Source organism: Candidatus Methylomirabilota bacterium (assembly GCA_035936835.1).
Lineage (GTDB): Bacteria > Methylomirabilota > Methylomirabilia > Rokubacteriales > CSP1-6 > AR37.
In genome coordinates, this window is sequence record DASYVT010000235.1 from 15,822 (window position 1) to 38,848 (window position 23,027).

Consider the following 23,027-nt stretch of genomic DNA (forward strand, 5'->3'; position numbering starts at 1 on the left):
GCCGCGCGGGCTCTACTCGACGGTCACGGACTTGGCTAGATTCCGCGGCTGGTCCACGTCGCGCCCGAGGCGGACCGCGACGTGATACGCCAGGAGCTGGAGCGGGAGCGCCATCAGGATGGGCGAGAGCAGCTCGGCGGCGGCCGGCACCGTCAGCACGCGCGAAGCGCGCGCGCCGATCTCGCGGTCTCCCTCGTGCGCGAGGGCGATGATGCGACCGTCCCGGGCGCGCACCTCCTCGACCGTGCCCATCATCCGGTCGTAGGAGGAATCCCGCGGGGTCAGCGCCACCACCGGCATCGTGTCGTCGATCAGCGCGATGGGGCCGTGCTTCATCTCGCCCGCCGGGTAGCCCTCGGCGTGGAGGTACGACAGCTCCTTGAGCTTGAGGGCGCCCTCGAGGGCGATCGGATAGTGGATGCCGCGCCCGAGGAAGAGGAAGTGCTTGTACGCGGCCAACTCCTTCGCGAGCTCGGCGATCTCGGGCTCCTTCTCGAGGGCCCGCTCCATCAGCCGGGGCAGCTCGAGCAACCCCTGGATGTGCTTGCGGCCGTCCTCGGCCAGGAGCGCGCCGCGCCGGCGGCCGAGCCAGAGCGCGAGAAGATAGCAGGCCGCGAGGGCCGCGGTGAAGGTCTTCGAGGAGGCGACGCTGATCTCGGGCCCCGCGTGGGTGTAGAGCACGCCCGTGGACTCCCGGGCGAGCGCCGACCCGACCACGTTGGTGATGCCGACGATGGGCGCCCCGCGGTCGCGCGCGGCCTTGACGGCGCCGAGCGTGTCGGCCGTCTCGCCCGACTGGGACAGCGCCACCACGAGCGTCTCGGGTCCCAGCACGGCGTCGCGGTAGCGGAACTCCGAGCCCAGGTCGACCTCGGCCGGAAGCCCCGCCAGCCGCTCGACCATGAAGCGGCCGACGATGGCGGCGTGGTACGACGTCCCGCACGCGATGAAGACGACGCGCTGGAGGCCCGCCACCACGTCCGGGTCGAGGCCGATGTCGGGCAGCACCACGGTCCCGCCCTCGGGCGACACGCGGCCGCGCAGCGTGTCCGCCACGGCGCGCGGCTGCTCGTAGATCTCCTTGAGCATGAAGTGCCGGTAGCCGCCCTTCTCCGCGAGAATCGGGTCCCACGTGATCCGCGTGGGCGTGCGGGAGACGGGCGCGCCGGCGAGATCGGAGATGTCGACACCATGCCGCGTCACCACCGCCACGTCCTCGTCCTCGAGGATGACGACATCGCGGGTATGCGCGAGCAGGGCGGGGATGTCGGAAGCGAGGTAGGTCTCCCCCTGCCCCAGCCCCACCACGACGCTGCCGGCGCCGTGCTTGGCCGCGACCAACCGGTCGGGCGCGGCCTTGGACAGCACCACGATGGCGTAGGAGCCTCGGAGCTCTCGCAGCGCCCTGCGGACCGCGTCGTCCAATCGGGGCGTGTCTTTGAGGTGCCGCTCGATCAGGTGCGCGATGACTTCCGTGTCGGTCTCCGACGTGAAGACGTGCCCCTCGGCGTGGAGGCGCTCCTTGATCGGCAGGTAGTTCTCGATGATGCCGTTGTGGACCACGACGAGGGTGCCCGAGCCGTCGGTGTGGGGATGGGCGTTGTCGTCGGTCGGCCGCCCGTGTGTGGCCCAGCGCGTGTGGCCGATGCCGATGCGCCCGTGCACGGGGCGCTCGCGCAGCAGGCCTTCGAGAACCTTGATCCGGCCGGCCGCGCGCCGGACCTCGAGCCCCTCGGGCCCCAGCACGGCCACGCCGGCCGAGTCGTAGCCGCGGTACTCGAGGCGCTTGAGCCCGTCCACGATGACGCCGACCGCGTCCTTGTCACCGATGTAGCCGACGATCCCGCACATGGCGTCAGTCCTTGGCCTTCCGGGCTTTCTTTTTGCGGGCGGCCCAGCCCGCGCGCACTTCCTGGCGCGCGCGGGCGACCGCCAGGGCCCCGGCAGGGACGCTCTTGGTGATCACCGAGCCCGCGCCCACGTAGGCGCCCGCCCCGATGGTGACGGGAGCCACGAGGCTCGAGTTGGTGCCGACGAATGCGCCGGCGCCGATCTTGGTCTCGTGCTTGGCGACGCCGTCGTAGTTGCAGGTGATCGTGCCCGCGCCGATGTTCGCCTGGTCGCCGACGGTGGCGTCGCCGATGTACGAAAGGTGCGGCACCTTGGCGCCGCGGCCGATCTTCGACTTCTTCAGCTCCACGAAGTTGCCGATCCTGGCGCCGGCGCCGACGTGCGACTGCGGGCGCAGGTGGCAGAACGGGCCGAGCTGGGCTTCGGCCTCGACGGTCGCGTCGGACAGCACGCAGTAGGGCCTGAGGGTGACGCGGTCGCCGATACGGCTGCCGCTCACGTGGCAGCCCGGCCCCACGACGCACTCGGCGCCGATCGTGGTCGCGCCCTCGAGCACTGCGCCGGGATAGATCACCGTATCGGCCCCGACCGCGACCGTGTCGTCCACGTACGTCGCCGCCGGATCCAGGATGGTGACGCCCTCGACCATCAGGCGCTCGAGGGTGCGCCGCCGAAGCACCGCCGCCACCTCGGCCAGCTGCTTTCGGTCGTTGATGCCCATGCACTCCTCGGGATGCGGCGCCGCCAGCGCTTCGACCGGCGCCCCGCTCGCGGCGAGGATCGAGACGACGTCGGTCAGGTAGTGCTCGCCCTGGTCATTCTGCGGCGTCACGCGGTCGAGCGCGGGCCAGAGCCGCCTGGCGTCGAAGCAGTACGTGCTCGTGCCGATCTCGCGAATCGCCCTTTGGGCGGGGGTCGCGTCGCGGTGCTCGATGATGGCGACCGGCCGGCCGCCCTCGCGGATCACGCGCCCGTAGCCCGCCGGATCCTCGGCCTCGGCCGTGAGGAGCGTGGCGGCGGCCGCCTTCGAGCGGTGGTGGTCGACCAACGCGCGCAGCAGGGCTTCTGACATGAGCGGCTGATCGCCCGGCAGCACGAGGACGGCGCCCGCGCCGTCGCCGCAGGCGCCGCGCGCCTGGAGGAGGGCGTGCGCGGTGCCGAGCCGCTCCTTCTGTTCGACGTAGGCGAGATCGGGCGCCTCGCCGACGGCCGCGCGCACGTCGTCAGCGCCCCGGCCGACCACCAGGACTATCCGCGCGCCGAGCGCGCGGGCGACGCGCACCGGGTAGTCGATGAGCCGCCGCCCGCCGAGCAGGTGCAGCGCCTTGGGACGGCTCCCGCGCATGCGCTGGGACTCGCCGGCCGCCAGGATCACCGCGGTGAGCGTCTTCATGATCGCCACTAGGTTAGCACGGGCCGTGCCATCACCGGTTGAGCGGGCACGGCTGTTCGCAAGTCGCGCGTTGGCGCGAACTTATCACCCACGTTCAACATGCCAAGAGGCATGTTGAGGATAAATGACGATGAACGATGCTGTGTCATTTGCGTAGATGAGACAGGAGGCGGGCGATCCTGTTGGGCAATGGAGACGACAATTCGACCGTCTCGCCCGTCGTCGGGTGGACAAAGGAGAGACCGGCCGCGTGCAGCGCCACGCCGCCCAAGCCCTCGACGAGATCGGCCGGCAGCGTGTCGTGCGGCCGCGCGTGCTTGGCGCCGTACGTCGCATCGCCCACCAGCGGGTGACCCAGCGATGCCAGGTGGACGCGGATCTGGTGGGTGCGGCCCGTCTCGAGCCGGCACTCGAGATACGTGTAGCCGCCGAAACGCTCGAGCGCGCGGAAGCGCGTGACGGCGCGCTTGCCCGTGCCCGCGCGTGCGACGGCCATGCGCACCCGCGAGCGCGGATCGCGCGCGATCGGCGCGTCGATCCTGCCGTCGTGGGGCGCGATGACGCCATGGGCGAGGCACAGGTAGCGGCGCGACATGGTGCGCTGCTGAAGCTGCGCCGTGAGCGCATCGTACGCTTGGCGGCTCTTCGCGAGCACGATGAGCCCGGACGTGCCCTTATCGAGGCGGTGGACGATGCCGGGCCGGCGCGGACCTCCGACCCCCGCGATCTCGGGGGAGTGCGCCAGCGCCGCGGCGGCCAGGGTGCCGGTGGACCGTCCCGCTCCCGGATGCGTCACCATGCCCGCGGGCTTGTCCACGACGAGGACGTGGGCGTCCTCGAAGACGATGGCGAGGGGGATCGACTCGGCGGCCAATACCTCCGGCGCAGGCGGCGGGACCACGACGTCGACCCTCTCGCCCACCTTGAGCCGGTGCGCGGCCTTGCGCGCGGCGCCGTTCACGCTGACGTGGCCGCCGTCCACGAGCGCCTTGATGCGGGTGCGCGACAGGTCGGGCAGCTGCGCGGCCAACCACAGGTCGAGGCGGCGGCCCGCCTCGGCCGCGCCCACGGATGTCCCCACGCGCCGGGCGGGACCGACCGTCATGCCTGCGGCGGCGAGGCCGTCATGCCCGCGGCGGCTTCGCTGTCAGCATGCGCAGCGCGAGGAGCGCCACGCCCACGCTGATGGCCGAATCGGCGACGTTGAAGGCGGGCCAGTGCCACCCGCGCCAGTAGAAGTCGAGGAAGTCCACCACGGCCCCGAAGCGCGCGCGGTCGATCAGGTTGCCCGCCGCGCCGCCGAAGATCATGCCGATGGCCACGGCCGCAACGAGCCCGCCCTCAGGCAGGAGGCGCGTGGCCAGCGCCGCGAGGACGCCGAGGGCCCCGATGGAGAGCAGCGCGACGATCCAGCGCCAGCCGCGCGGGACGCTACCGAGCATTCCGAACGCCAGGCCCGGGTTCATCACGAGGGTCAGCGAGAAGAAGCCGTCGATCATGTTCACGGGGACGCCGAGCCCCAGGCGGCGCAGCGCGAGCCACTTTGCGGCCTGGTCGAGGATCAGGACGATCCCGCCCAGCGCCGCCACCAGCCTCATGAGCGGGCGAGCACCACCGGCAGGCAGCGATCGCAGAGCGCGGGGTGCCGGGCGTCCGCCCCCACACCCGCGCTCCAGGTCCAGCAGCGGTCGCACTTCTTCCACCCGAGGGCCTGAGCGGGGGTTACGGCGAGAGCCAACCCAGGAATGTCCTGGCTGTCGTAGGCGATCCCGGCGCCGTGGGGCGCACGTTCGGCGAGTCTCACGGCCGACACGTTGAAGAGCGTCGCGAGCAAATCCTCGCCCTTGCCGGCGAGCAGCGGGCGCCACTGCTCCTCGGGCGCGCTCGTGACGTAGACGACGGCGTCGATGCCTTTGCCGATCAGTCCCTGCTTGCGCGCCGTCTCGAGCGCGCGTGAAACCTCGCCCCGCACCTCGAGCAGGCGCTCCCACTCGCCGCCGAGGCGTTCGTTGATCCACTCGCCGCGCTCCTCGGGGAAGGTGACGAGGTGGACGCTCTCGGGCTTGCCGCGGCCGGGGATGTAGCCCCAGACCTCGTCGGCGGTGAAGCTCAGGACGGGCGCCAGGAGGCGCGCCAGCGCCGTCAGCATCTCGAAGCAGACCGTCTGCGCCGCGCGCCGCTTGGGGTCGTCGGGCGCCGAGACGTACAGGCGGTCCTTGATGATGTCGAGGTAGAGTGACGACAGGTCCACGGCGCAGAAGTTGTGCGCGGTGTGGAAGACGACGTGGAACTGGTACTCGTCGTAGGCCCGGCGGACGCGGGCGATCAGCTCGCCCAAGCGCAGGAGCGCCCAGCGGTCGATCTCGTCCATCTGGTCGTAGGAGACGCGATCACGCTCGGGGTCGAAGTCGGCGAGCGTGCCGAGGAGGAAGCGGAAGGTGTTCCGTATCCTCCTGTAGGCGTCGCTGAGCCGGACCAGGATCTCGTCGGAGAACCGGATGTCCTCGGTATAGTCCTCGGCGGCCACCCAGAGGCGCAGGATCTCGGCGCCGTACTTGGACAGGATCGCCTCCTGGCTGTCGTAGTTCCGGAGGGACTTGGACAGCTTGCGCCCACCGGCGTCCACTAAAAAGCCATGCGTGAGCACCGACTTGTACGGCGGCCGGCCGCGCGTGCCCACCGCCTCGAGCAGCGAGGAGTGGAACCAGCCGCGATGTTGGTCCGAGCCCTCCAGGTACATGTCCGCCGGCGAGCGCAGGTCCGGTCGCGCCTCGAGCACGGCCGCGTGGCTGCAGCCTGAATCCACCCAGACGTCGAGGATGTCGGTCTCTTTGCGGAATTCCCCGCCGCCGCACGCCGGACAGCGCGTGCCGGCCGGGACGAGCTCGGCCTCGGGCCGCAGGTACCACTCCTCGATTCCCCGCCCGTCGCGGAAGATCACCGACACGTGCTCGATGACGCGCTCGTCAAGGAGGAGCGCCGAGCACGCGCGGCAGTAGAACGCCACGATCGGCACGCCCCAGACGCGCTGGCGCGAGAGCACCCAGTCGGGCCGGTGGGCGATCATGTTGAAGAGCCGGTCCGCGCCCCACGCCGGGATCCAGCGCACGTCGTTCCGGATGGCGTCCAGCGCCTTTCCCCTGAGCCCGTTCTTGTCGAGCGAGATGAACCACTGCTCGGTCGCCCGGAACAGCGTGGGGTTCTTGCACCGCCAGCAGTGCGGGTACTCGTGTCTGAGCGTGACTTCCGCGACGAGGGCGCCCACCGCCTTGAGGTGCGCGATAATCTTCGGGTTGGCCTCCCACACGGTCAGCCCCGCGAAGTGCGCGACCTCGGGGACGAAGCGCCCGTCGTCGTCGACCGGATTGTAGATCTTGAGCCCGGCCTTGCGCCCGAGCTCGTAGTCTTCTTCACCATGCCCGGGAGCGATGTGCACAAGCCCGGTGCCGGTGTCCATGGCCACGAAGTCCGCGCCGAGCACCGGGGCGTCGCGGTCGATCCACGGGTGGCGGCCCACGGTGCCCTCGAGCTCCGCGCCAGGCACGGCGATCTCCGTCGGCCGCGTCCGTCCCTTGAGGCCAGGCAGGGTGGCGAAGGCTTCCGCCAGCGGACGCGCGACCACGAGGGCTTCGCCGTCGCACTCCACGGCCGTGTAGGTCTCACCGGGATGCACCGCGATGGCGAGGTTGGCCGGCAGGGTCCAAGGCGTGGTGGTCCAGATGACGAGCGAGGCGCGGCGGTTCCCGAGCGCCCGGGCCAGCGCGGGCGAAGGCGTCTTCACCGGGAACTTCACGAACACCGACGGCGTGGTCTGGTCCTCGTACTCGACCTCCGCCTGGGCGAGCGCGGTCTTGCAGTGCATGCACCAGTGAACGGGCTTCAGCCCCTTGTAGACGGCCCCCTGCCCCACGAAGCGCCCGAACTCGCGCACGATGACGGCCTCGTAGGAAGGGTCCAGCGTGGCGTACCGGTTCGCCCAGTCGCCGAAGATCCCGAGACGCTTGAATTCTTCGCGCTGGATGTCGATGAAGCGCAGCGCGTAGTCCCGGCAGCGCCGGATCTTCTCAACGGGATCCATGGCCTGGCGCACGTCCACGCCGGGCCGATCGAGGCCGAGCTCGACGTCCACCTGGTGCTCGATCGGAAGGCCGTGACAGTCCCAGCCCGGCACGTAGACGGCGTTGTGACCGAGCATCGCCCGCGACTTGACGACGAGATCCTTCAGGATCTTGTTGAGCGCCGTTCCCAGGTGGATGTGTCCGTTGGCGTAGGGAGGGCCGTCATGGAGAATCCACAAGGGGCGCTTCGCCGAAGCCTGGCGAATGCGGGCATAGATGTCCATCTCCTCCCACTGCTTGAGCATCTCCGGCTCGAGCTTGGGCAGGTTCGCCTTCATCGGGAAGGACGTCTTCGGGAGGTTGAGCGTGTCCTTGTAATTCATAGAGGGAGAAACGTAACACCGATGGGCGTTTAGGGCAAGAAAGCCCCCCGGCGGGATGTCCGGCGGCCGGGCCCCAGGCCGAGCCGGAGACGGCTACTTTGGCGCGAGTTCGACGACGCCGCGAGCGTTGCCGATGGTGACGCGGAAGTGGTTGAGGAAGTCCTGCCCGAGGAGACCCTCCGCGCCGCCACCCATCTGCGCGTCGTGCGAGAGCACACGCTGCGGGCCCACGCGGGCTCCGCCCACTTCCACGCTCTCGAGGCTCACGAGGTAGGCGGACGCGCTGCCGGTCACGCCGCGAAACTGGATCCTCGGGGCGTCGCGGTAGGTAACCTCGAGTCCGATCAGCGCGGCCGGACTGATGGTGGTCCGGGTGGCGCCTGTATCGAGCAGGAGCCGCACCGGCGCCCGCCCGTTGATCTTCGCCGGCACCATGTGGAGCGTCCCGGCGCGAACGCGATGCGCGTGACACCGTCGGTGACCGTCGCCGCGGTAGGCGCCGAGGGCGCGGGCGGCGGGTCCACGCTGCCGACGGCGCGGGCGCGACTGCGGTAGCGCTCGGGCACGCGGTCCACCCCCTGGCCGAAGTGGGTCTCGCCCTTTTCGTCTGTTCAGCGGTAGAGCTGGGCGTGGGCGGGCGGCGCCAGGGTCAGCGTCAGCAGCAGGGCCGCGAGTACCGAGCGAGGCAGCCGATGCGCTCCACCCATGGCGGTTACTTGGGGGAGATCGTCACGACGCCGGCCGTGTTGTCGATATTGACCGTGAACTGGTCGAGGAAGTCGCGGCCCAGGAGCCCGTCACCCTGCCCAAGATCGACGTCGTGCGCCGCGACACGGAGCGGGCCCGAGCGCGCGCCGCCCACCTCGATGCTTTCCACGGGCACCAAGAGGACGTCGGCTGTGCCCGTGGCGCCCTTGATCGTTGATCTAACGGCCTCGCGCGACCCGATGCCCATCCCGGCCAGGACGCGCGGGTTGATCACGGTCACCGACGCCCCGGTGTCGAGCAGAAGCTGTGCCGATCCCTCGCCGTTGATCTTGGCGGACACCATGATGGGCTTGCCCGGCGTGAAGGAGATGCGCGTCACGCCGGACGCCTCACCCCCAGCCGGCGAGGGGCTCGCGGCGGGCGACGCCGGCCTCTCGGGATACGCGAGGAGCTGCGCCTTCGACCGGAAGCGCTCCGGCACGCTGTAGATCCCCTGGCTGTAGTGGACACCATCCTGCTCGTCGGTCCAGCGGTACATCTGGGCCCACACCGGCGCGGGCCAGAGCCCCCAGAGCGCCCAAAGCCCTAGGCCCGCCAAGCTCAGCCCAAGGGTCGCCAAGCTCAGGAAGCCAGCCGGGAACACCGCTCGCCGCGATCGACTCATCATTGAAGGAGTATATCCCGCCTAACGGGGGCCCGGACAGGCCAGAGGACCGGGGCGCCACCGGTTCCAAGCGGTCTCGTAGACCACCATCTCGTCGGCGCCGGCCACGGTATTGTGCTCGAGCCTGACCCGGTGGATGGGCGTGAAGCGGTCGGCGCGCGTCGAGAGCGCCGGGAACCACGAGGGGAAGATGATGAGGTAGTCGGGGCAGGCGCGCTCGAGATAGCGAAGGATCCCCGCTTCACCGTCGCGTCGGTACGGAATGATGGCCGGCGTCACGAGACCCATCACGTCCACCACCTCGCGCCGCCCGAGATAACCGATGGCCCCTACGTCGTTGAGCGCGAGCCGCGCCCCGGCGGGCGTGTGCGCGTCGACCCAGCGCCCGAGGCCCACCTGCATGGCGTCGATGTTCTGCACGGCCCAGGCATACCGTGTCGCGCCGGGGCCGAGCGAGGCGAGTGAGGCGACCAGCAGCAGCGCGCACGCCACCCGCCCCCACGACGGACGGGACCGCGCCATTGACACGAGCGGGACGAAGGCGCTCACCGCGACCACGATGGCCAGCGGCAGGAGCTGTATCGAGTAGCGCCCCTCCTGAAAGGCCGGACCCCGAGAGGGAGCCAGGAGCGCCATACCGAGCGGGTGGAGAAGGAGGATGGAGGCCGGCAGCGCCCAGGCGCGCCCGCCCCGCCGCCACAACACCCAGAGCCCGGGCAGCAGCAGAACGGGCAGCAGCACGTTCACCGAGGCCAGCCAAGCTATCCACTCCCGCTCGAACTGCCACGGCCGGAAGAGGAAGGTGGTCACCGCGGACTCGCGTGCGCCCGAGAGCAGGCCCACGAGCCCGCCCTCGATCTTGGCCGCGGCTGTGGCCGGGAGCGGCGTCCCAGAGGTCCTCAAGTTGAACGCCACCCACGGGAGGAGGATGACCGCGGGGAGGCCCCACACGATGGTCGAGCGCCTGGCAGTCAGTGGTCCCGCCAGCCAGAGAAGCGGGACCAGCAGGACCGACTCGGGGCGCGCGAGCACGGCCAAACCGGCGAGCGCGGCCGCGATCGGAGCGCGGCCCGCCGCGTGAGCGGCGAGGGCCGCCGTCACGAGGAGGGCGGCGAGCGTTACCTCCATCCCGGAGAGCGCACCCCAGACCATGGGCGCACTCCACGCGGTCACGAGCGCCGCTGTGAGGCCGAGGGCGGTGTCCCCCGTCCATGTAAGAGCCAGCCGCCTCGCCAGCCACGCGGCGCCGAGGGCTCCGGCAACACCGGCCGCCTTTGCCCACGCCGGGTAGGCCCCTCCCGCCCTGAAGAGACCCGCCAGCAGCAAGGTCCAGAGCGGCGCCGTCGAGCCCGAGACGGGAACGCCGGGGTTGTACGCGAAACCGTGCCCCTCGGCCACGTTACGGGCGAACTGGAAGTGGATCCACGAGTCGTCGAGGGGAAAGCCGCTCAGGCCCACGGGCCCGGCGATGAGCCGCTCGCGCTGGAGGAAGAACCCGAGCGCCGCGGCGAGGGCGGCGGCGGTGAGGACGAGCGCGCTCCGTCCCTTCACCGCTTGTCGCGGACGAAGGCGTAGCCCGCGTGCTGCGCGCGCCCGCGGCCCAGCGGCAGAACGTAGAGGAAGCGGCCGTACGGCAGCCGGATCTCCTGCAGGCCCCGCGGCCGCGGCACGGCCGGGTCCCAGTGGTCCACGAACCAGACGAGCCGGCGCACGCGGCGCGGGACGGTAACGGTGGAGCCGGGCGTCAGGATCATGGTCGCGGCCGACTGCGGCGCGTAGAAACCGAGCGGCATCTCGCCCAGCTGCACCTGGTAGACCGCGTATTCGGGCAGGTAGAACATCGCGTGGCGCAGCCACGGGTAGGAGCGCGGGTTGCCGATCTCGGTGAGCAGCGCCGTGTTCGCCGGGTCGTAGACGGCGCGGATGGTCTCGACATAGGTGCGGATCACCGCCTCGTGCTCGCGGAGCGCCGCGACGGTCCGGCTCATGATCCAGTCGTTCGCCTCATCCTTGGCGCGCCAGACCCACGCGTCGCCGGTGCGGTTGTCGAAATGGCGCGGCGCCGGGCGCGCGCTGACGAAGAAGCCCGTGCTCACGAGGCAGAGCGGCCCGAGCGCCGCCGCCGTCAGCCCCCAGCGCCAGTTCGGGCGGCGGAGGCGCTCGGAGCCCGCCGCGACGGCCTCGACGAGGACGCGGCTCATCAGGATGACGAGCGCGGGCAGGAAGGTCAGAACATAACCCGCCTGGCCGAAGTGCACGAGGGTGTAGAAGACCGCAGGCGGCACGATCCAAGCTAGGAGGAACCATTCCGCCATTCCCCATCCGGCGCGCCGCGCGTAGAGCGGCAGCGCGACGGCGGCCAGGGCCAGCGGACCCAGGCCGACGATCACGGAGGCCAGGACATAGCGGGCCTGCGCCAGCGTCACGTCGATCGAGCCGCCCAACACGGAGGTCGGCAGGACCACGGAGCCGTAGAGCTGGGTCGAGGCGCGGAGATAGGCGCCGAGGCCGCCGCTGAGCCAGACGAGCGGCAGGAACCACGAGAGCACGGCGCCCAGCATGAGGGCCGCCGCGAGCGCCAGGCGCCGCGCGCCGCGGATGCCGACGATCGCGCAGCCGATGCAGAGCGGGAAAAGCAGCACCAGCGCCGAGGGGCGGATGCCGCCCACGAGCCCCAATGCCAGCGCGCCCCCGTAGAGGTAACGCGCATCGCCGCGGAGCGCGCGGTACGCGAAGGCCGCAACCAGCGAGGCGCCGAAGGCCTCGCCCGCGTACGTCAACCCCACCGATCCGTAGAACCAGAAGAGCGGGCTGACGGCCAGGAGCGCCGCCGCCGACGCGGCGGTGGCGCGCTCGTAGAGCGCGCGCGCCAGCCAGTAGACGGTCACCGTCGTGGCGGCGCTGAAGAGCATGGCGAGCGCGACGTACGCGAGGTTCGGATCAGCCAGCGGGATGTTCAGCAGGCGCCCCAGGCCGACATAGAGCAGATACCCGGGCGGGTGAGGCTGGTGTTTGGCGACGTCGAACTCCCGCAGCGCGAGGGCGAACTGCACCGCGTCCCAGTTGTAGAGCATCCGGGCCCGGTACGGCCAGCGCGACAGGAGCGTCAGCACCCCGAGCCCTCCCGCAAGCCAGGCGTCCGCGTGCCGCTCGAGGTGCGAGCGCGCCCGCCCCGCCCAGGGCCCGGCGGCGCTCACACCTGCCCCCAGACGCGGTCGGCCGCCCCGAAGATGGCCGAGGAGTCGCCGAGGCCGGCGTGAGCGACCCTGACATCCCGGGAGAGGACGGTGGCGTGAGCCCGCACCTGCCGCTCGAGCGCCGGGGCCAGCCCGGGCACCGTCGTCATGACGCCACCGCCCAGCACGAGAAGCTCCGGGTTCAGGAGCGTGACGTAGTTGCCTATGGCTTGACCCAGGTACCGCTCCGCGTCGTCCCAGATGCGGCGCGCGAAGCCGTGTCCCGAAGCGTAGGCCTCGACGCAGCCGTGCCGGCCGCAGGCGCAGGGCAGCCCGTCGGGCACGACCTGGGTGTGTCCGAGCTCGCCCGCCGCATTGCCCGCGCCCCGGAGCAGGATGCCGTCGACCACGGCGCCAGAGCCGAGCCCTGTGCCGACGAAGACGGCGATGAGGCTCTGGACCCCGCGGCCGACGCCGAAGCGGTACTCGCCCCACGCGGCGGCGCGCACGTCGTTCTCCACGTAGGCAGGCAAGCCGAAGGCCGACTCTATCTCGTCGCGGAGCGGCACGTTCTCCCACTCGAGGTTCGGAGCGTAGACGACCGCGTGGGTCTTGGGATGAATCTGGCCGGCGGCGGCGATGCCGATGCCTGCGACGCGAGCGGGCTCGGTGGAGTCGAGCAGGCGGCTGATCACGCCCTTGAGGTTCGCGAGAACACCCGGGGAGCCCTTCCAGGCCTCGGTCTGCACCTCGACGCGCCCGACGAGCTGCCCCGCGAGGCTCACGAGGCCGCCGCGCAATTTGCTGCCGCCCAGGTCACTGCCAATGGCGTACCGATCGGGGGGCACGAGCGATCGCGGCGAGGAGGGTGACGGCGGGGGCTGAGGGCGCTCAGGCCTTCTTGTCGTCGTCCCTCTTCTGCGTCGGCGACGTGTCGTCCTTGAGCTCGGTGACGCCCTTCTTGAACTCCTTGAAGCTCGAGCCCAGGGAGCGGGCGAGGTCAGGCAGACGCTGTGCGCCGAAGAGAATGAGGACGATGACGAGGATGAGCAGCAGCTCCTGATAGCCCAAACCAAACATGGCGAGACTCCTTTCCTTGTCCTGAAGCCCCCTTACCGTACAGGCGCGGGACTGCCAAGTCAACCGGTCAGCCGCGCAGTATGCGGCGCTCGCCCTGCCGCACGGTCACGCGCTGGGAGTCGAGGTACTCCATGAGCGGGATGGCGTACTTCCGGCTGACACCCAGGAGGTCCTTGACGTCCGCGGGGCCGATTTCTTTCTTCTCCTTGAGGTGGGCCACGACCTTGTCCTGGATCTCCCCGAGCGCCGCCGCGTGAAAAAAGAGAGACTCCTTGACGCGCAGGAGCCGCCGGTCGGCGACGAGCAGCTGGAAGAGCTCATGCTTCTCCGTGCCCGTGACCCCCAGGCGGCCGAGCGCCTCCTCGGGGTTGGGCGGCGCGGCGCCCGCGGACCGAAAAATCCCCTCGAGCCCCTCGACGACGCGCTGCTGCTCGGGAGTGAGGCGGATCACGTGGGAGGCCAGGCGCACTTGGTCTCGCTCGCTCCGGACCGCGCCGTCGGCCTCGAGCGCGGCCAGCAGCTGGGCGAAGATCTTCTCCTGCGCATGGCCCGCGCGGCTCCGGAGCTCCTCCCGGGAGATTCCCCCGCGCAACGGGTTCTGGCGATGGAAGTCCTCGAGGAGCGCCAGGGTCTGGGAGCGGAGGCGGTCGCTCGCCTCGCGGTGCACGTACCACTCGCGGTCGACGGCCGTCACCGCCTGCGCCTGCTGGAGCTCCTCGAGCAGCGCGCGGAGGCGCTCGGGACCGAAGGGGGTGCGGGCGCGCAGGTCCGCGGCGCGGAGCCCCGCCGCCCCGGCCTGGCGCAGGTGCTCCTCGACGACCTTGGCCGGCGGCGCCGTTTCGAGGAGACGCAGGTGGTCGGCGAGCGCGCCGCCTTTTCGCCTGAAGCGCGGCGGCGCGATGTCGAGCACGGTGCCGCCGCCGATGGTGACGATCGGCGAGTAGGAGCGGATGACGTAGCGGTCGCCGGGAAGCGCGCAGACGGGCGCTTCGAGACGGAAGCGGCCGTATGTCACGTCACCGGGCACAATCTCTTGCCTGTCGACGAGCAGCACGCGCGCCATCACCTCGTGGGTGCCGACGTGGAAGCGCACGCGGTCGCGCGCCTTGAGCGGACGCGGCGCGCCGGCCAGCAGCTCGAGAGTGGCGTCGGCCAGAAGGGTCGGCACGAGCGCGCCCGGCGGCGCGATGACATCCCCGCGCTCGACGGCCGCGCGCTCGACGCCCTGGAGATTGACGGCGGTGCGCTGCCCAGCCTGCGCGGTCTCGACGGTACGACTGTGGACTTGCAGCCCGCGCACCTTGGCCTGGACCGCCCTGGGAAAGACCTCGACCCTGTCATCCACCGCGAGCCGTCCGGCCATCAGCGTGCCGGTGACCACGGTGCCGAAGCCCTTGACGGTGAAGACCCGGTCGACCGGAAGGCGCGCCGTCTGGTCAGTGGGCCGCCCCGGCACCTCGGCGGCCAGCCGCGCCAGCGTCTGGCGCAGCTCGGGCAGCCCCTGCCCCGTTTTCACCGACACGGGCACGATGGGGCAGCCCGCCAGGAAGGTGCCACCGAGCAGCCGCGCGACATCATCCTTAACCAGCTCGACCCAGTCGGGCTCCGCGAGGTCGGTCTTGGTCAGGGCGACCATGCCCGACTTGATGCGCAGGAGCTGACAGATCGCGAGGTGCTCCCGCGTCTGGGGCATCACGCCCTCGTCGGCGGCGATGACGAGGAGCACCAGGTCAATGCCCCCCACGCCCGCCAGCATGTTCTTGACGAAGCGCTCGTGGCCGGGCACGTCGACGATCTCGATGGTCAACCCGCCGGGCTCCTCGAGGAACGCGAAGCCCAGGTCGATGGTGATGCCGCGCGCTTTCTCCTCCGGCAGCCGGTCGGTGTCGGTGCCGGTCAGCGCCTTGACGAGCGAGGTCTTGCCGTGATCAATGTGCCCCGCGGTCCCGGCTACGACGTGCTTCGCGACTGTCACAGGCTGCTGAGGGCTCGGGCCAGCGCCGGTATGTCCGAGGGGAGGATCGTGCGGAAGTCCAGCAGGAGCCGGTCGTCGAGCACGCGGCCCAGGACGGGCGGCTGTCCCATGCGCAGGCGCTCATCGAGAGCCTGCGCGGGGCGCTCGGGAGTGCCGAGCGCCACGGCCGCCGTCGGCAGCTCCACCGTCGGCAGCGCGCCGCCGCCGACCTGGGAGGTCGCCTCCACGAGCGCCAGGCCGAGACGCGCATGGGTCTCCGGCGGAAGGCGGCGCAGAAGCCCGCGGGCCCGGCGCCGGATCGCCGCCTGCGCCTCGGTCAGCATGCGGAGCGTGGGGATGGTCTCGAGCGCGTCGCCCGCTTCGTACGCGTAGAGCGTCGCTTCGAGCGCCGCCACGGTGAACTTGTCGATCCTGAGCGCGCGGTTGAGCGGGTTCTGCGCGAGGCGGCCGACCAGCCCGGCCTTGCCGACGACGATGCCGGCCTGCGGTCCGCCGAGCAGCTTGTCTCCCGAGAAGGACACGAGGTCCACGCCCGACGCCACGACCTCGGGCACGGTGGGCTCGTAGGGGAAGCCGAAGCGACGGAGGTCTATGAGGCAGCCGGAGCCCAGGTCCTCCATGACAGGCACGCCCCGCTCCCGTCCGAGGTCGGCAAGCTCGCGCGAGGACACGGCGGCGGTGAAGCCGACGACGCGATAGTTGGACGTGTGGACCTTGAGCAGGAGCCCGGTCTCGGGCCCGATCGCCTGCGCGTAGTCCTTGAGGTGCGTGCGGTTGGTCGTGCCGACCTCCCGCAGCGTCGCGCCCGAGCGGTGCATGATGTCGGGGATGCGGAATTCGCCGCCGATCTCGATCAGCTCCCCGCGCGAGACGATGACCTCCTTGCCGCGCGCGAGGCTTTCGAGCGCGAGCACGACCGCCGCGGCGCAGTTGTTGACCACGAGCGAAGACTGGGCGCCTGTCAGACGCTGGAGGAGGGCGTCCACGTGAGCGTATCGCGAGCCGCGCTCCTTGCGGTTTACATCCATCTCGAGGTTGGAGTAGGCCCCGGCCACCGCCTGGAGCCGTTCGCGCGCCAGCGGCGAGAGCAGGGCGCGGCCGAGGTTCGTATGGAGCACCACCCCCGTGGCGTTGACGACGCGGGCCAAGGAGAAGGCGCCGCCCTGCGAGAGCCGGGCCACGACGCGCTCGGCCAATGCTTCCACCGTGGTCGCGGCGGGCGCGACCGCGGCAAGCGCGCCCTCGAGCACGCGCCGCCGCTCGGCGGCGAGCACGTCGCGCGCGGCCTCGGTCAGGCGCCGGCGCGTGACGCCGGCGAGCGCGGCATGGCCTTCCACGCGGGTGACGAGGGCGTCCACCCCCGGAAGCGCGCGCAGGAGCGTCTTCGCTTTATCCGCCCGCGGCAAGCTCGCTCTCCACGCGCGCACGCACCCGGGCGATGATCTCGCGCGCTTCGTGCCGGATCGCGTCGCCGCCCGCGGCGCGGGCGTCGGTCTGCAGCAGCCGGCGCACCGCCTCCTCGGTCAGCCCCGCCCAGAGCTCGTCGAGGTCCCTGGGCGAGAAGCCCTGGCCGCGGAGCGCGGTCGTCCACTCGTGCGCCAGCTCCTGAACGAGCCGGTCGCGCTCGGTCGCGAGTCGTCGCGCGCGCTTCACCAGCTCGGGCAGCTTGGGCGGCATCCCCTACTCCTTGACCAAGCGCCGCACGCTGTCCACCAGGTTGGGCTCCCAGCGGGTCGTCGACACGCATCGGTAATTGGGATTCGGGAAGGTGCGCATCTTGCTGTTGATCTGGAGATCAGTGGTCGCGCCGTTTGGCCGCGCGAAGACGGTGAACGTGACGAGCGCCTCGCCATCGAGCGGCTTGTCGCCCTTGCTGCCGCAGTCGGCGTAGACGCCGATGGGCGAGACGATGTCGTCCGAGGCGATGACGCCGGAGTCCTTGGCGACGGCGCGCAGCGGGACGTTGTCGAAGGCCAGCGCCCGGATGAGCGCGTTCCAGGTGACATCGTAGGGCGCCGCGATCTGGTCGCGGTACGGCGGCGGCTGGAGCGGCGAGATGTAGGCCGCGCAGCCGCCCGCCATGATCGAGGCCAGGCCGGCCCACACTGCCCCGAGAAGCCGCGAGCGCCGTCCGGTCATGGATGCATTCTACCGCGGGTGGTGGTCGATCCCGTGGTAGGCGGTGATGAAGCGGCGGACGCGCCTCAGGTCGAGCTCGTCGAAGGCGTCGAGCCGCGTCCAGGCCGTCAGCGCGATCCGCGTCTTCATGCCGGGATAGGGCGCCAGGATGACCTGGCGCTCGTAACCAGACACGATGGCCGTGAGCTTGGCGACGAGGTCGGGGCAGGCGTCGGGGCAGTTGTACTGGACCATGACGCCGCCATCCTCGAGGTTGTGCACCTGGAGCTGCCGGAGGATGGGCTCGGTGTGGATGCCCCAGGGCGCGATGTACGGCAGATGCGGTCCCGAGGTCGGCGGTTCGGAATTGTAGGGCGGGATCGTTTCGTTGAGCGTCTGGATGTGTCGGTTGCCCTGATCCGGCTGCCTCACGCCGGGCTGCGTCGTCACCGCGCGATAGACAAAGACGCCCGCGACGACGGCCACGGCCGCCGCCGCGCCTCCGGCCCACAGCCAGATCCTTCTCCCGCTGCCGAGCTCTGCGGCCCGTGCGCTGGCGTGCATGTCTCGCGCCCCCATGACCGAGTGTCGAAACGTGGGTTGTGGCGGAAGCGTGTGGGAGTCGAACCCACCTCCGACTTGTCTAGAGCCGGACGCCGGATTTGAAGTCCGGGAGGCCCACCGGGATCCTAGACGCTTCCGTACGTCCAACTACTGGCGATTCAAGGGTTTCGAGTGTACCACCCGCGTCGGGGGGCGCCAAACGCGGGCGCACCGGCGCTCCCCTCTCGCGAGAGCCGGGCAGCGGGCGCGGCACGGCGCGGGTCAAGGCGCGCAGGAAGGTTAGCGTGATAGGCTCGCGAGCCATGGGACGGATGGCCCGGCTCGTGGCGGTGGCGCTGCTCGCTTTGGCGCTGCCAGCCGACGCCGCCGGCCCGGCGCCGCGGCCCGGCGCGATCGAAGCAGACGAGCGCGAGTTCCTCGAGAAACACTGGCGCCCCGCCATCCCGCCCCAGGGGTCGGCGCCCGCGCGCTACTCTGCCATCGAGCGCTCGCTCCAGCCGGAGGCCTGCGGTGCCTGCCACCCGGTCCAGTTCGGCGACTGGCAGGCCTCGCTTCACTCGAAGAGCATGGGGCCCGGCGTGGCCGGCCAGCTCGTCGAGATGGCACGGCGAGAACCCGCCGCCGCGCGATCATGCTCGCGCTGTCATGCGCCCGTCGCCGAGCAGCGGCCTGCGCTGATCGACGCGCGTGGGGTCGTCTCCAACCCCGACTTCGATCCGGCGCTCCAGTCCCGGGGCGTCATCTGCGCGAGCTGCCACGTGCGGGGCCACGAGCATTTCGGCCCGCCGCGCAGGGACGGCTCGACGGCGAGCCGCGCGCCGCGCGCGACGCTCCCGCACAATGGCGTCACGCGGACGACCGCCTTCCTCCGCGCCGACTTTTGCGCGAGCTGCCACCAATTCGGCGCCGACGGTCTCTCCTTGAACGGAAAGCCGCTCGAGAACACGTACGAAGAGTGGCGACGGAGCCCGGCGGCGCGCCGGGGCCTCCAGTGCCAGAACTGCCACATGCCGGATCGGCGTCACCTCTGGCGCGGCATCCACGATGCTGACATGGTGCGCTCCGGCATCGAGATCACCCTGAGAGCGGACCGGGCGCGCTACCGCGCGGGCGACCTCGTGCGCGCGAGGCTGGCGATCGCGACGCCAAGGGTCGGCCACGCCTTTCCCACCTACGTCACGCCCAAGGTGCTGGTGCGCGTCGAGCTCGTGGACGCCCAGGGACAGCCCGTGGCAGGAAGCGTGGAAGAGCGCGTCATCGCCCGCCAGGTGCCGCTCGACCTTTCGCGCGAGATCTCCGACACGCGCATCCCGCCCGGCGGCCGCTTTACCCTCGACTACTCGCGGCGGATCGAAGCGGCGGACCTTAAGCTTCGCGTCACAGTGACCGTGCTGCCGGACGAGTTCTACACGCGCTTCTTCGAGGCCCTTCTGGCGGCGGGAGCGGGCGAAGGCGAAGCGCAGATCAGGGAAGCGCTCGAGGCCACGCGCCGCTCGGCCTACACGCTGTACGTCAAGGAACTGCCGCTGACTTGAGAGGGCCGGGGTAGGCCGTCGTCACCGCGCGGGTCCTCCCGGCGCGGGCGTCGGGTCCACGGGCGCGATGCCGCCCATGTCGGGCTCGAGCTGGAGCGTGTCGGCGATCTTCGTGTAGCTGGAGAACATCTGCGTTACGCCGACGATCTCCATGATCCCTCGCTGGCTGACGCCCAGGCGCCGTATCTCGGCGAGATGAAATGCCGCGCCCGACGCCGAGCGCGTCGTCACAGAGACGGAGAAGGCCAGCGCTTCCTTGAAGCGGCGCGTGAGGCGATTGTCGGCGTAGGCATGCCGCGCGGCAGCCCAGACTTCGGCCGCATAGGCGGGATCATGGGCGATGAAGCGGAAGCCCTGCGGCACATCGGCGCTGCCGCCGTAGAAGGCGCGGATCTCGGCGAAGAGGGCCCGTGTCTCGGTTGGGGCGCTTGAATCGTCGACCGGCCCGAGGGCGCCGAGCCCGTCGGCCGCCACGTTGAGCGCATTGGTGATGCCGACCACCTGCGCGGCCTCATACCAGATCGCGTCGCCCGTCATCCCCTGCAGCTTCCCGGCTGCAGTGTGGGCCTTGACTCAGTACTCGCACGCGTTGACGCCGCTCACGACCGCGGCAACCATCTCCTTCTCGCCGCGCGTGAACTCGCCCGGCCCCATGGCGCGCTTCATGGCGCGGCCGTGCGGCCCGCCGAACTCGGGGTCCCAAGCCATGACGCGGCTCATGGCGGGCGGCTCGACGAAGGCGTGATTGAACCAGGTGCGGCTCAGCTCGAACAACTTCTGGGCGGCCGCGGGATACTCGGCTGCGCTCCTTAGTCTGACTGTCGGCATGGAGTCCTCCGAAAGGTGAGGGCGCTCAGGCGCCGCCGGCCAGCGGCGGGAACATGACCAGCTCGTCGCCCGGGGCCAGGACCTGGTCCGGGTCGGCGTCGCGGCCATTGACCACGGTGAGGCAGGCCAGCTCGCCCGGGATCTTGAGCGATTCCACCACGTCGCGCACGGTGGCGCCGGCAGGAAGATCGAGCGAGATGCCGTCGCCGTCGGCGCCGGCAGGTAGATAGGGTTGAAGGGTCGCGAAAAGCCGGACGTCGACCTTCATCCGGCCGTGGGAGCTAGTCGGCCGAGGCGGCCGAGGCGATCCGGAGCCTGTCGCCCGGGCGGATCCGCGCGGCCTCGTCGAGCTCGTTCCAGCGCGTGAGCTCGGCGGCCGAGACGCCGTACCGCTTGGCAATCGTGCCCACGGTTTCTTTCGGCTGGACGACATGGATTTCCGGCTTGACCGCCTGGCGACCGCGGCCGGCCGCCGCGAGCCGCTGTTCGCGCGCGCGCTCCTGGGCCTCGACGAACCGTTCAGAAGCGCCCACCGGAAACTTCAGCAAATAGGGCCCGCCCGGGGGCGTCTGCTTCAGCCGCAATTCGGGATTGAGCTCGTACAGGACCTCGACGCCGACGCCCGCGAGCGCCGCGGCCCGCGAGAGCGCAAGGCCCGAAGGCGCCGGGACGGATTCGTAGGCGAGCGGCTCAGTCTGAGAGGCCGTGAAGCCGTACCGCTCGGGCTCGCGGCCAATGAGCGTCATCGCCTGGATAGCGGGGACGAAGTTCTTGGTCTCTTCACGGAGGACGCGTCCCCGCGTCAGCTCCCAGAAGTCGCTGGTCCCGAGCACCTTCATCGCGCGGAGGACCTTCATCTCGCCGGCGTTGTACCCCGCCTTGGCGAGCTCCCACGAGCCGAAGAGCGCATGGAGGTCGCTGAAATAGCGCGCGGCAGCCACCGTGGATTTCTCGGGATCGAGGCGCTCGTCCACCCAGTGGTCCACGCGCAGCCCGTAGCGCCGCGCCGTGGGCGCCATGAATTGCCACAGCCCCTTTGCACCCGCCCGGGACACCGCGACTGGGTTGAAGCCGCTCTCGATCATGGCGGTGAACATCAGGTCCTCGGGCAACCCCTTGTCCCTGAGCACCCCCTGGATCATCCCGGCGTAGCGGCCCGAACGATCGAGCCACCGCTCGACCACCGTCCTTCGGTATCCCGTTTGGAACTGTTCGAGGAAGCGTCTGACCTCGGCATTGTCACGGATAGGGAACGTGGGCGCTGCGGGGCTGAATGACTCCGTCCCCGCTCCGTCAGAGGTTTGACGGTCAGATCTCGGGCCCGACTCGGCTGGGTCCCGGGGAAGCAGAGGCTCCTTGGGGGCTTCGACAGCCCGGTCCTGGGTGGGGGGCTCGGAGGCCGGTGGGAAGGGGGAGAACCCCTCCATCTCCGCCCCGGCCACCCCTGGATGTCCCAGGGCCGCCAGGCAGAGGAGCAAGAAACCGATACCGCGGGGCCCGTTCTGGAAGGACATGGAGAGGAACTTGAGGGGTTGTACCACGGAGGGACAAGTGGGGTCAACCCCACAGGCAGGGCCGGCCGGGACAGATAGCCCTTGACACACAGGCGGCCACAACCTATCGTAAACTATCGCAAAATAAGGCGATTTTGATGCACAGTCCGAACAGAACGAAAGGAGGTGAAACCACATGAAGAAGATCATCGCGCTGGTGATTGGCATTGCCTTCGCTTTCGGCACGGCGGGCTTCGCAGCCGCTCAGGCGCCGGCCCCCAAGGCCGAGGACAAGATGGACAAGAAGATGGGCGACGACAAGAAGGCGGTCGACAAGAAGGCGGCCGCCGACAAGAAGGCGGGCGACAAGAAGGCAGCTGCCGACAAGAAGGCGGGCGACAAGAAGGCGACCGACGACAAGAAGATGGGCGACAAGAAGGCGGCCGACGACAAGAAGACGGGCGACAAGAAGTAGCGTCGCGCCGTCCGCTCAGAGTCATCCGGGGCGCCGCTCCTCTAACGGGGGGCGGTGCCCTGCTGCGTCCGGGGAGTGGCCGGCTGACCTTGGTCGGGAACGCGGCGATCCTCCCTGACCCCCGTCATCCACTCGTTGCGGTCATGGAGCCGCACCGTCGCTTCCTCACCTGCCCTCACGGTTACGGGCCTCCACCAAAACGTCACAGTCGTCTGGCCGAAGACCTGCGGGCGCGTCTTGAAGCGCTCGGCCTCGCCCCGCTTCGGACCGGGCGGACGCTTGACATGCGGCGTCTCGCGCCAGGCCAGCAGCATCCAGGCGCCTTCGGGCACCCGCTGAAAGCGGAAGGCGCCCGCGCCGTCCGAGGACTCGCCGAGAATCAACTGGCCGGCTCCCGTGTCGATGAGCGTTCGCTCGAAGGCCAGGCGGGCCGCGCTCACCTTGGGCTCCGCCTCGATGTAGGCATCGGGCGAATCGCGCAAGTGCGTCTTGATCGCCTCGAGCTCGGCTTCGAAGGCGGCCGAGCGCGGCAGGAGGAGCACCGAGACTGACGCGTAGGGCGTGGCCTCTCCACCAGGCCGCCCTTCCGCGTAGGCCCGGCCATCGACACTGCCGAGTGCCCCCTGCTCACGCGCGGCGAGGAGCGGCGCGACCAGCGCTGCCACATCCCCGGCTGGCGCGACGCTCGTTACTCCGAGCAGCAGAAGCATCACCCCTGAAACGGCC

At 70.6% G+C, this 23,027-nt stretch carries 23 protein-coding genes and 1 tRNA gene; 2 read left to right on the top strand and 22 right to left on the bottom strand.

Annotated elements, in window-relative coordinates:
* Nucleotides 1-12: 12 nt before the first annotated feature.
* The 17 genes from glmS to VGV06_21345 form a co-directional block, all read right to left on the bottom strand.
* A complete protein-coding gene (glmS, locus tag VGV06_21265) occupies nucleotides 13-1,851 on the bottom strand; it encodes a glutamine--fructose-6-phosphate transaminase (isomerizing) (GenBank protein ID HEV2057670.1) in 1,839 nt (612 codons plus the stop codon).
* Between the two features lie 4 nt (nucleotides 1,852-1,855).
* Nucleotides 1,856-3,244 carry a bifunctional UDP-N-acetylglucosamine diphosphorylase/glucosamine-1-phosphate N-acetyltransferase GlmU gene (gene glmU, locus VGV06_21270; GenBank protein HEV2057671.1) on the bottom strand — a complete coding sequence of 463 codons (1,389 nt, stop codon included), beginning with the start codon at nucleotides 3,242-3,244 and terminating at the stop codon, nucleotides 1,856-1,858.
* 145 nt (nucleotides 3,245-3,389) lie between these two features.
* A complete protein-coding gene (locus tag VGV06_21275; GenBank protein HEV2057672.1) occupies nucleotides 3,390-4,349 on the bottom strand; it encodes an RluA family pseudouridine synthase in 960 nt (319 codons plus the stop codon).
* Nucleotides 4,350-4,368: 19 nt separating this feature from the next.
* Nucleotides 4,369-4,842 (bottom strand): signal peptidase II, encoded by a 474-nt coding sequence (gene lspA, locus VGV06_21280; protein HEV2057673.1) that lies wholly within the window; start codon nucleotides 4,840-4,842, stop codon nucleotides 4,369-4,371.
* Complete coding sequence (gene ileS, locus VGV06_21285) at nucleotides 4,839-7,685, bottom strand: isoleucine--tRNA ligase (protein HEV2057674.1); 2,847 nt, start codon at nucleotides 7,683-7,685, stop codon at nucleotides 4,839-4,841. The genes lspA and ileS overlap by 4 nt, the downstream gene beginning before the upstream one ends.
* 93 nt (nucleotides 7,686-7,778) lie before the next feature.
* Entirely contained in the window at nucleotides 7,779-8,120 is a 342-nt protein-coding gene (locus VGV06_21290; protein HEV2057675.1) for a retropepsin-like aspartic protease, read from the bottom strand.
* Nucleotides 8,121-8,397: 277 nt separating this feature from the next.
* Nucleotides 8,398-9,060, bottom strand: a complete 663-nt coding sequence (locus VGV06_21295) for an aspartyl protease family protein (GenBank protein ID HEV2057676.1) — start codon at nucleotides 9,058-9,060, stop codon at nucleotides 8,398-8,400.
* 18 nt (nucleotides 9,061-9,078) lie between these two features.
* A complete protein-coding gene (locus VGV06_21300) occupies nucleotides 9,079-10,608 on the bottom strand; it encodes a hypothetical protein (GenBank protein ID HEV2057677.1) in 1,530 nt (509 codons plus the stop codon).
* Complete coding sequence (locus VGV06_21305; protein ID HEV2057678.1) at nucleotides 10,605-12,254, bottom strand: DUF2723 domain-containing protein; 1,650 nt, start codon at nucleotides 12,252-12,254, stop codon at nucleotides 10,605-10,607. The genes VGV06_21300 and VGV06_21305 overlap by 4 nt, the downstream gene beginning before the upstream one ends.
* Nucleotides 12,251-13,081 (bottom strand): ROK family protein, encoded by an 831-nt coding sequence (locus VGV06_21310; protein ID HEV2057679.1) that lies wholly within the window; start codon nucleotides 13,079-13,081, stop codon nucleotides 12,251-12,253. The genes VGV06_21305 and VGV06_21310 overlap by 4 nt, the downstream gene beginning before the upstream one ends.
* 43 nt (nucleotides 13,082-13,124) lie before the next feature.
* Nucleotides 13,125-13,313: a twin-arginine translocase TatA/TatE family subunit gene (gene tatA / locus VGV06_21315; protein HEV2057680.1), complete on the bottom strand. Its 189-nt coding sequence runs from the start codon at nucleotides 13,311-13,313 to the stop codon at nucleotides 13,125-13,127.
* 67 nt (nucleotides 13,314-13,380) lie between these two features.
* Nucleotides 13,381-15,288, bottom strand: a complete 1,908-nt coding sequence (gene selB / locus VGV06_21320) for a selenocysteine-specific translation elongation factor (GenBank protein HEV2057681.1) — start codon at nucleotides 15,286-15,288, stop codon at nucleotides 13,381-13,383.
* Nucleotides 15,285-16,694: an L-seryl-tRNA(Sec) selenium transferase gene (gene selA, locus VGV06_21325; protein HEV2057682.1), complete on the bottom strand. Its 1,410-nt coding sequence runs from the start codon at nucleotides 16,692-16,694 to the stop codon at nucleotides 15,285-15,287. The genes selB and selA overlap by 4 nt, the downstream gene beginning before the upstream one ends.
* The gene (locus tag VGV06_21330) at nucleotides 16,678-16,965 is read right to left on the bottom strand and encodes a hypothetical protein (GenBank protein ID HEV2057683.1); all 288 of its coding nucleotides are present in this window, start codon (nucleotides 16,963-16,965) and stop codon (nucleotides 16,678-16,680) included. Before VGV06_21330 ends, selA begins: the two co-directional genes overlap by 17 nt.
* A gap of 3 nt (nucleotides 16,966-16,968) precedes the next feature.
* On the bottom strand, nucleotides 16,969-17,427 hold the full coding sequence (locus VGV06_21335) for a hypothetical protein (GenBank protein ID HEV2057684.1): 459 nt from the start codon (nucleotides 17,425-17,427) through the stop codon (nucleotides 16,969-16,971).
* 9 nt (nucleotides 17,428-17,436) lie between these two features.
* The gene (locus tag VGV06_21340) at nucleotides 17,437-17,970 is read right to left on the bottom strand and encodes a DUF3105 domain-containing protein (protein ID HEV2057685.1); all 534 of its coding nucleotides are present in this window, start codon (nucleotides 17,968-17,970) and stop codon (nucleotides 17,437-17,439) included.
* A gap of 39 nt (nucleotides 17,971-18,009) precedes the next feature.
* Nucleotides 18,010-18,107, bottom strand: a tRNA-Sec gene (locus VGV06_21345).
* Nucleotides 18,108-18,272: 165 nt separating this feature from the next.
* On the opposite strand from VGV06_21345, the gene VGV06_21350 reads away from it, so the two are divergent.
* Nucleotides 18,273-19,505 (top strand): multiheme c-type cytochrome, encoded by a 1,233-nt coding sequence (locus VGV06_21350; GenBank protein HEV2057686.1) that lies wholly within the window; start codon nucleotides 18,273-18,275, stop codon nucleotides 19,503-19,505.
* A 21-nt stretch (nucleotides 19,506-19,526) separates the two neighbouring features.
* Here the strand turns inward: VGV06_21350 and VGV06_21355 are convergent, their stop codons facing one another.
* Genes VGV06_21355 through VGV06_21370 form a run of 4 tightly spaced genes read right to left on the bottom strand, consistent with a single transcriptional unit; the run spans nucleotide 19,527 to nucleotide 21,517 of the window.
* Entirely contained in the window at nucleotides 19,527-20,042 is a 516-nt protein-coding gene (locus VGV06_21355) for a carboxymuconolactone decarboxylase family protein (GenBank protein ID HEV2057687.1), read from the bottom strand.
* Between the two features lie 36 nt (nucleotides 20,043-20,078).
* Entirely contained in the window at nucleotides 20,079-20,333 is a 255-nt protein-coding gene (locus tag VGV06_21360; GenBank protein HEV2057688.1) for a hypothetical protein, read from the bottom strand.
* A 25-nt stretch (nucleotides 20,334-20,358) separates the two neighbouring features.
* On the bottom strand, nucleotides 20,359-20,601 hold the full coding sequence (locus VGV06_21365; protein ID HEV2057689.1) for a MoaD/ThiS family protein: 243 nt from the start codon (nucleotides 20,599-20,601) through the stop codon (nucleotides 20,359-20,361).
* A 13-nt stretch (nucleotides 20,602-20,614) separates the two neighbouring features.
* Entirely contained in the window at nucleotides 20,615-21,517 is a 903-nt protein-coding gene (locus VGV06_21370; protein ID HEV2057690.1) for a transglycosylase SLT domain-containing protein, read from the bottom strand.
* Between the two features lie 505 nt (nucleotides 21,518-22,022).
* Between VGV06_21370 and VGV06_21375 the strand changes: the two genes are divergently transcribed.
* Nucleotides 22,023-22,301, top strand: a complete 279-nt coding sequence (locus tag VGV06_21375) for a hypothetical protein (protein HEV2057691.1) — start codon at nucleotides 22,023-22,025, stop codon at nucleotides 22,299-22,301.
* Nucleotides 22,302-22,342: 41 nt separating this feature from the next.
* Here VGV06_21375 and VGV06_21380 read toward each other — a convergent pair whose 3' ends face one another.
* Complete coding sequence (locus VGV06_21380; protein HEV2057692.1) at nucleotides 22,343-23,011, bottom strand: hypothetical protein; 669 nt, start codon at nucleotides 23,009-23,011, stop codon at nucleotides 22,343-22,345.
* Nucleotides 23,012-23,027 lie beyond the last annotated feature (16 nt).

Bases quoted from the DNA above. Each gene is read 5' to 3' on its own strand.
- VGV06_21335 (HEV2057684.1), bottom strand. From the start codon at position 17,427: ATGACCGGACGGCGCTCGCGGCTTCTCGGGGCAGTGTGGGCCGGCCTG.
- glmS (HEV2057670.1), bottom strand. From the start codon at position 1,851: ATGTGCGGGATCGTCGGCTACATCGGTGACAAGGACGCGGTCGGCGTC.
- VGV06_21295 (HEV2057676.1), bottom strand. From the start codon at position 9,060: ATGATGAGTCGATCGCGGCGAGCGGTGTTCCCGGCTGGCTTCCTGAGC.
- VGV06_21350 (HEV2057686.1), top strand. From the start codon at position 18,273: ATGGGACGGATGGCCCGGCTCGTGGCGGTGGCGCTGCTCGCTTTGGCG.
- ileS (HEV2057674.1), bottom strand. From the start codon at position 7,685: ATGAATTACAAGGACACGCTCAACCTCCCGAAGACGTCCTTCCCGATG.
- lspA (HEV2057673.1), bottom strand. From the start codon at position 4,842: ATGAGGCTGGTGGCGGCGCTGGGCGGGATCGTCCTGATCCTCGACCAG.
- glmU (HEV2057671.1), bottom strand. From the start codon at position 3,244: ATGAAGACGCTCACCGCGGTGATCCTGGCGGCCGGCGAGTCCCAGCGC.
- VGV06_21375 (HEV2057691.1), top strand. From the start codon at position 22,023: ATGAAGAAGATCATCGCGCTGGTGATTGGCATTGCCTTCGCTTTCGGC.
- VGV06_21290 (HEV2057675.1), bottom strand. From the start codon at position 8,120: ATGGTGCCGGCGAAGATCAACGGGCGGGCGCCGGTGCGGCTCCTGCTC.
- VGV06_21380 (HEV2057692.1), bottom strand. From the start codon at position 23,011: ATGCTTCTGCTGCTCGGAGTAACGAGCGTCGCGCCAGCCGGGGATGTG.
- VGV06_21365 (HEV2057689.1), bottom strand. From the start codon at position 20,601: ATGAAGGTCGACGTCCGGCTTTTCGCGACCCTTCAACCCTATCTACCT.
- VGV06_21355 (HEV2057687.1), bottom strand. From the start codon at position 20,042: ATGACGGGCGACGCGATCTGGTATGAGGCCGCGCAGGTGGTCGGCATC.
- VGV06_21360 (HEV2057688.1), bottom strand. From the start codon at position 20,333: ATGCCGACAGTCAGACTAAGGAGCGCAGCCGAGTATCCCGCGGCCGCC.
- VGV06_21330 (HEV2057683.1), bottom strand. From the start codon at position 16,965: ATGCCGCCCAAGCTGCCCGAGCTGGTGAAGCGCGCGCGACGACTCGCG.
- tatA (HEV2057680.1), bottom strand. From the start codon at position 13,313: ATGTTTGGTTTGGGCTATCAGGAGCTGCTGCTCATCCTCGTCATCGTC.
- VGV06_21340 (HEV2057685.1), bottom strand. From the start codon at position 17,970: ATGCACGCCAGCGCACGGGCCGCAGAGCTCGGCAGCGGGAGAAGGATC.
- VGV06_21275 (HEV2057672.1), bottom strand. From the start codon at position 4,349: ATGACGGTCGGTCCCGCCCGGCGCGTGGGGACATCCGTGGGCGCGGCC.